A 5,614-nucleotide genomic window follows, 5' to 3' on the forward strand; every position below is an offset into this window, starting at 1 on the left:
GGATAATTCGTATCGTCTTTATCAAGTGCACCTCGACTATGAAGCTTGGATAACTTCCGAGATCGCATTGGAATTAAAAAAATTTGAAGCGGCTTTGCGTTCTATGGCAACGAAACGTGGTTACGCTGAATCGACTGCCAACATTGATAAAGAACAAGAAAGGCGTAGAAACGCATTTGATGAATCATACCGTATTTTTGAGCGAATACTTGGAGACATTTTCGATAAAAATAGTGAGGTTGACCAGGATATCGCAATCGAAAAAGTAAAAGGAAAAATTAGATCAGTACTGGGAATCGAAGAACTCACAAAGAAAAGATCAGAAAGTGGGTCGTTTTACAAGCCGCAAGTCAAATAAGGGAAAACGCTTAACCACATGCTTTACGCGGACTCGTGTTACGCTCCGCTCCCCACAAGCCGGAAAGCATGGCCGTTGGACAAATGCTGTTTCGCGGCAGGAAGCAGATTGCAGACATGGGCAAGGGAAAACGTCTTAAACAGTTGCGGAAAATGTCTCAGCAAAGCTTTTCCGACATAGCTTCCGTGGTGTTCACCCGCCAGGTTCAGAAAGAGATCCACAATTCCACACTTTGGGATCAGATAGCGGCGCAGTTTGGAGAAAAACGTGCGCTGGAGATTCTCAGTGAAGGCAAGGTCGAAATCAACACCAATATAAGATCGCCATCAGCCATGCTCTGCATTCAGCGGTCACAATCCGTCTTCCGCAGGCCGATGGAGGTGCCGGCCAGGGTGAACACGGCACCTCCGGCCGGTACCGGCAGCCCCCTCGGAGATATACATAGCTGGAATCTCCTTCCTTACTCCCCCTTCGCCCAAAAATAAAAAACTTTCCTCGGGAAAGGGAAGCGGCTGAAACGTCGAATTTTAAAAAGTCAGATTCAACCCGGTCAGGGCCCGCAGGCCGTCGTCGGGGTAACCGTAATGGATCTCAAAATCGGCATCGAAAAGGTTCTCGACGGTGACAAACCATTCCGCCGTCAGGCCTTGCAACTTTAAAGGATAAACGGACTTGAGATCAACCGTCAGATAGTCATCCAGCCGCTGAGCAGGATCATTTTCCGACTCACTGTATTGGCGCGAACAGTAGCGGAGCGTGGTTTCCCAGCGCAGGCCGGCAAGCGGGGGCCGGGCGCTGAAGGTCAGATCGATCTTGACCCTTGGGGTATAGGGCAGCTCGCCGCCATGGTCTTTGATCTCAGAATCCTGAATGATAACACTGCCGTCAAACGACAGGTTGGTTCCGAGAGCCCATTTGGCCGTTAATTCAAGGCCGTGCCGCCAACAGCGGTCGGCATTGACGGGTTGAAAAATCAGCCGCTCATCACGAAAGTAGACAATCGCGTCGTCGGTATCGACCCGGAACAGAGTCACCTGCAGGCGATGCTCCTGATCCCGGCGATACTCGAACGCGGCATCCCAGGACCAGATACGCTCTTCGTCAAGGTCAGGATTACCTCGCACCTGATCGATACTACCGTGGCTGGGTTGAAACAACTGGCCGAAAGAAGGGATCTTGACGCTGTAGCCGGCGTTCAATTTAGCCATCCAGCCCTGGCCGATGCTCCAGCTCAAACCGGACGAAAGCCCGGGGCCATAGTCAAAATCACTGCTGCGATCGCAACGCAGCCCCCCGGTCAAAACCCAGGCCCCGAATCGACGATCGAGTTGGGCGCCGAGCCCGGCCGTGACCCGATGATGTTCACCGGAAAGGGAATGGTCAATTTCATCGCGCTCGCAGATACCGCTGAAACGCAGGCTCCAGGCTCCGTCACCAGCCTCCCAGCTGCTTTCCCCTTTCAGCCCCAACTTGCAATCATCGAGACTTGCGGTGTAGCCACTCTGGCTGCGGTCCTCAAGATTGATCCAGTCCCCGTATAAGTTCAGTGAATAATCCGCCGCCCCGCCGAAGAGACCACTGAAACGGGAATCGAAACTGGTCTTACGATAGCGCTGCCGGGCATCAGGGGTCGAATTATCGAGGGGCCCGGGCGAGCCGTTTTCGGCCAGATAACCACGCCCGTCGATTTCCAGACGCCGGCCGCCGCCCAGATCGCGATCCCAGTGTAGGGTACAACCGCCGCTGTCGCGGTCGTTATTTTGCCGTTTGCCGTCACGATGGCTGCCGTTGGCGCTGAGCATCACACTGCCCTGAGCCAGCGGCCGGCGATGGCTGACACTGCCCTGAGCCAGACCGTAGCTGCCGCCGGCCAATCTTAAACGGGTGGCCGGGGCCGAGTCACGCGGGCGACCTGGATCCGCTGCCGCCGTGGTGATATTGATAATCCCATCACTGCCGCCGGGACCCAGCCAGACCGGCACCGGCGGCTTGAAAACCGTAATCGAGCCGACAATTTCTACCGGAATCGCCGACAAATCGACCCCGCCGTACTGGTTGCTGTTCAGGGGCCGGCCGTTGAACAGCACCAGAACCCCGCCGGACTTACCTGAACCACGGATCGAAATCCGCGAGCCGACCCCGGCACTGCGCTTGACCTCGACCCCGGGCATGACGCCCAGGGCCTCTTCGACACTAAGCATGTTGCGGCTCCGGATTTCGGCATCATCAAGGCGCTCGACCTGCTGCGGATGGTTGCGGACATATTCGTCGATCCGTTCGGCGGTCACCACCATAGCCCCCAGATCGAGATCGCCGCCGTGGCCGTGATCGGCCGCAACAACCAGGGCCGGGGTGAGAACAAAAACAAATAGCGTCAGCAGGAAAGGTTTAATCAATCCCATCAGACCCACCCCTTTCTTCAAGGCCGGTGGCCAAAGCGTTGAGGGCCAGGCTAATGGGCTCCGACAAGGTGTTAGCGCTAAAAACCGGCATCAGCTGAGCCAGCGGCCGTCCGGCAATCCGAGCGGCGGTCGCCCGGCAGGCGGCCTCAAAGGCACTTAAGTCATGCACCGTACCGCGCTCCTGAGCGTCGGCCAGGGCCAGCGCGCATTCCAGCAAACCGGCATTGGCCGGCTCGAGCAGAAGAAGCTCGAGTCCGGCCGCAAACTTCTGCCTGGCAGCCAACGGGGCCGTGGGCCGGGCCTGCCGGACCAGGTGGAAGATGGCGAGGTCGCGTTCCGCCAGGCGCAGAAAGATATTGCGGCCGCCGACCAGGCCGTTCTGCTTGCTGATCGCCTCGCGGACGCCGGCGTAAACGGCGCGGGCGATTAATTCACCCATTTTACTGTGGCCGCCGGTGGCCTCTAATTTAATTTCACCCCGGCCGGAGACCACGATAATATTATCGGTACCAGTCCCGGTAGCGGCTAAATGGGGCTGCGGCGTACTGCGGACATCGAGATCCTGGAGAACGGCGCTTTTGGCCTCGGTAGCCGAGATAATCGCCCGGGTCATGGCCCGCGAACTGAGTTCGGCGTTGGCCAGGATAATCATGTTGATAGTGCCGGGTTCGTACCAGAAACCGGTATCCCGCCCCATGCGCAAGGCATTGCCGCGAACCCCGGCAGTCACCAGGGCACAGACCTTAAGATCTTTATAGTTTTCCCATTTGATGGCCAGGTTGTTCATGTCGGCGCCGGTAAACAACAACGAGCTGTCGGCTTCGTTCAGACCCAGCACCGGAAAAGTTTCGCGCCGCAGGGCCGACAGGCCGAGGCCGTGGTTAATCGGCCAGCAGGGCGCCGAGGAATAATGGTTGCCGACCACCCTGATCCCGTCGCGCTGTCCTTCGAGGGTCGAAACCACGCTTACCGGCTCACTAAATTCCAGCAACAGGCTGCGGTTGACGAAATCGTGAATCGTGCTTTCGACGATTTCGATCCGGCGCACATAATCAAGCTCCAGATCAAGCGGCCGGGATGCGGTCACCCGGCGCCGCAACAGCTCATTCTCAGCCCGGGCAAATTCAGCCGTATACAACCGGGCCGCCAGCCAGGAGACGAAATAGCCCATATGGGCACCGGCCCGGCAGGTCAGTTCACAGGGAAACCAGAGCATACGGTCTTCCCGTACAGCCGTCACCTCCTGCCAGCCGGCCCGCGTCAGCAAACTGTCGGCCGCCTCCCGATCACCGCCGCAGCCGTAGATCACCTCAGGGTCGAATTCTCTGAATTCCGACAGGCTCACCGGCACCACCGCCCCAGTTTTGCCGAAATCAGGCGCGATACCGCCGGCGGCGCGGATCAGTTCGGTCTGGAATGAATCTGATCCCGGAGTCTGCAACCGTTCTCCGTCTTGAGAAAAGCGCATAAAACGCAGTACTCTTTTCCGTTTTTCCAGGGGGATTTTCGCAACTTTCCGGGCAACCAGTTGCAATTGAGCACGGTTTTCGGCCGCCAAAACGGCCGCCACCGGCCGACATTGGAAAAGTTCGCCCAGTAGTTCCATATGGCGAAAACCGTCGGCCATGGTCTGCGCCCGTAGATAGAGCACCGGCACCGTAGCGGCCAAGTACCGAGCCAGTATCTCTCGATGACGCGGCGCGGCGATCACCAGATCGGGCTTTAAGTCCGCTACCCGGCGGCCGTCCGGCGAGAAAAAACCGCCGACGACGGCCCGGCCCGCAGCCCCGGGCAGGCCGCCGTCATGGTGGGTCAGACCGACCAGCGCCTTATCGGCCTCCAGGGCAAAAATGATTTCGGTCGCCGTCGGCGACAGACAAACCACCCGCTGCGGCGGCGCCGTAAATTTCAGCCACTGGCCGCTATCGTCGCTAACCGTGATCAAGGCCCCGGTTTCAGGTGCGCTTGCAACCACGGCCAGGCCGCGGCCGGTTATGGCCAAGATCACACATAGCAACAACAGACGCCGGGCGACTTTAAGCCGGAACTTGTTTCCACCATTCGGGTTCGTGTATTTTTGAAAAAATCGCACAGCAGATTCTCCTCCTTTTCACTCAAAAGCCTGGTTCGGCGTTCAAGCCTGTTTGATCAAACCTATCGAGCCCAATAGTTTTTCAACTATTTCTCCATGCTCCACTGTAAAGCCAATATCAACCCACTGATCTTCAAACTCGCCATGAAAATTCTGTCTCAGCTTGGGCGATCAACGTCGCTCGGAAACCATACCTTGAAATTTCCAGGACCATGAATTCGCCATTTGCCGTTTACCTTAACGCCTAAAAGAACGTGACATCCCCGTCCGTTATCGAAACCAGTTCATCGGCATAGGTTGATTCTATGACTTTAATTTCCTCCGAACAACCGAAAAAAATAACCACTTCATCTGTCTTTTTGGCTATTTGTCTCCTTCATCCGGGACGTACAGCATGCTGCCGTCTTCCAGACGATAAGCCACGCCGAGACGATTGCCCCGGCCGCCGGCGGCTTCCCAGGTAATGCGCGTGGCCTTGATTCTGGCACCCTCTTTGATGATAATCTCCATGCTGCCGTCGGTCTGCTGTTTCATGATCGTCATCTCTGAATTCTGATCAAAAAGATCCTGCAGACGGTAGGCCGAAAACAGGATCATCAGCAGACCAACGATAAACTCCAGGCCGATGTCGAAGAGATTGGCGACCCCGGTCATGGGATCGTCGTCACTGAAGGCTTGGCTGCCGAAGGCCCGGCCTTTACGGCTACTGCGCCGCTGCTGCAAATACTTCATAACCATTCTCCGCCGCGCTTTCTGCCGGCA

The 5,614-nt window shown here is 56.9% G+C and carries 5 protein-coding genes; 2 read left to right on the forward strand and 3 right to left on the reverse strand.

Features of this window, described 5'->3' with window-relative positions; all coding sequences use genetic code 11:
- The first annotated feature begins 67 nt into the window (after positions 1-67).
- Both ENN66_01730 and ENN66_01735 read left to right on the forward strand, forming a co-directional pair.
- Positions 68-358 carry a hypothetical protein gene (locus tag ENN66_01730; protein ID HDS15340.1) on the forward strand — a complete coding sequence of 97 codons (291 nt, stop codon included), beginning with the start codon at positions 68-70 and terminating at the stop codon, positions 356-358.
- A gap of 68 nt (positions 359-426) precedes the next feature.
- A complete protein-coding gene (locus ENN66_01735; protein HDS15341.1) occupies positions 427-843 on the forward strand; it encodes a hypothetical protein in 417 nt (138 codons plus the stop codon).
- A gap of 42 nt (positions 844-885) precedes the next feature.
- Here the strand turns inward: ENN66_01735 and ENN66_01740 are convergent, their stop codons facing one another.
- From ENN66_01740 to ENN66_01750, 3 genes are all read right to left on the reverse strand, one after another.
- Positions 886-2,760: a TonB-dependent receptor gene (locus ENN66_01740; GenBank protein HDS15342.1), complete on the reverse strand. Its 1,875-nt coding sequence runs from the start codon at positions 2,758-2,760 to the stop codon at positions 886-888.
- Positions 2,747-4,852: an adenosylcobinamide amidohydrolase gene (locus ENN66_01745; GenBank protein HDS15343.1), complete on the reverse strand. Its 2,106-nt coding sequence runs from the start codon at positions 4,850-4,852 to the stop codon at positions 2,747-2,749. Before ENN66_01745 ends, ENN66_01740 begins: the two co-directional genes overlap by 14 nt.
- 363 nt (positions 4,853-5,215) lie before the next feature.
- Entirely contained in the window at positions 5,216-5,584 is a 369-nt protein-coding gene (locus tag ENN66_01750; protein HDS15344.1) for a DUF2149 domain-containing protein, read from the reverse strand.
- Between the last annotated feature and the right edge of the window lie 30 nt (positions 5,585-5,614).

The sequence above is a fragment of the Pseudomonadota bacterium genome (assembly GCA_011049115.1).
GTDB lineage: Bacteria > Desulfobacterota > Anaeroferrophillalia > Anaeroferrophillales > Tharpellaceae > DSCM01.

Coding starts and splice junctions, on each gene's coding strand:
- ENN66_01735 (HDS15341.1), top strand. CDS start 427: ATGGCCGTTGGACAAATGCTGTTTCGCGGCAGGAAGCAGATTGCAGAC.
- ENN66_01740 (HDS15342.1), bottom strand. CDS start 2,760: ATGGGATTGATTAAACCTTTCCTGCTGACGCTATTTGTTTTTGTTCTC.
- ENN66_01750 (HDS15344.1), bottom strand. CDS start 5,584: ATGAAGTATTTGCAGCAGCGGCGCAGTAGCCGTAAAGGCCGGGCCTTC.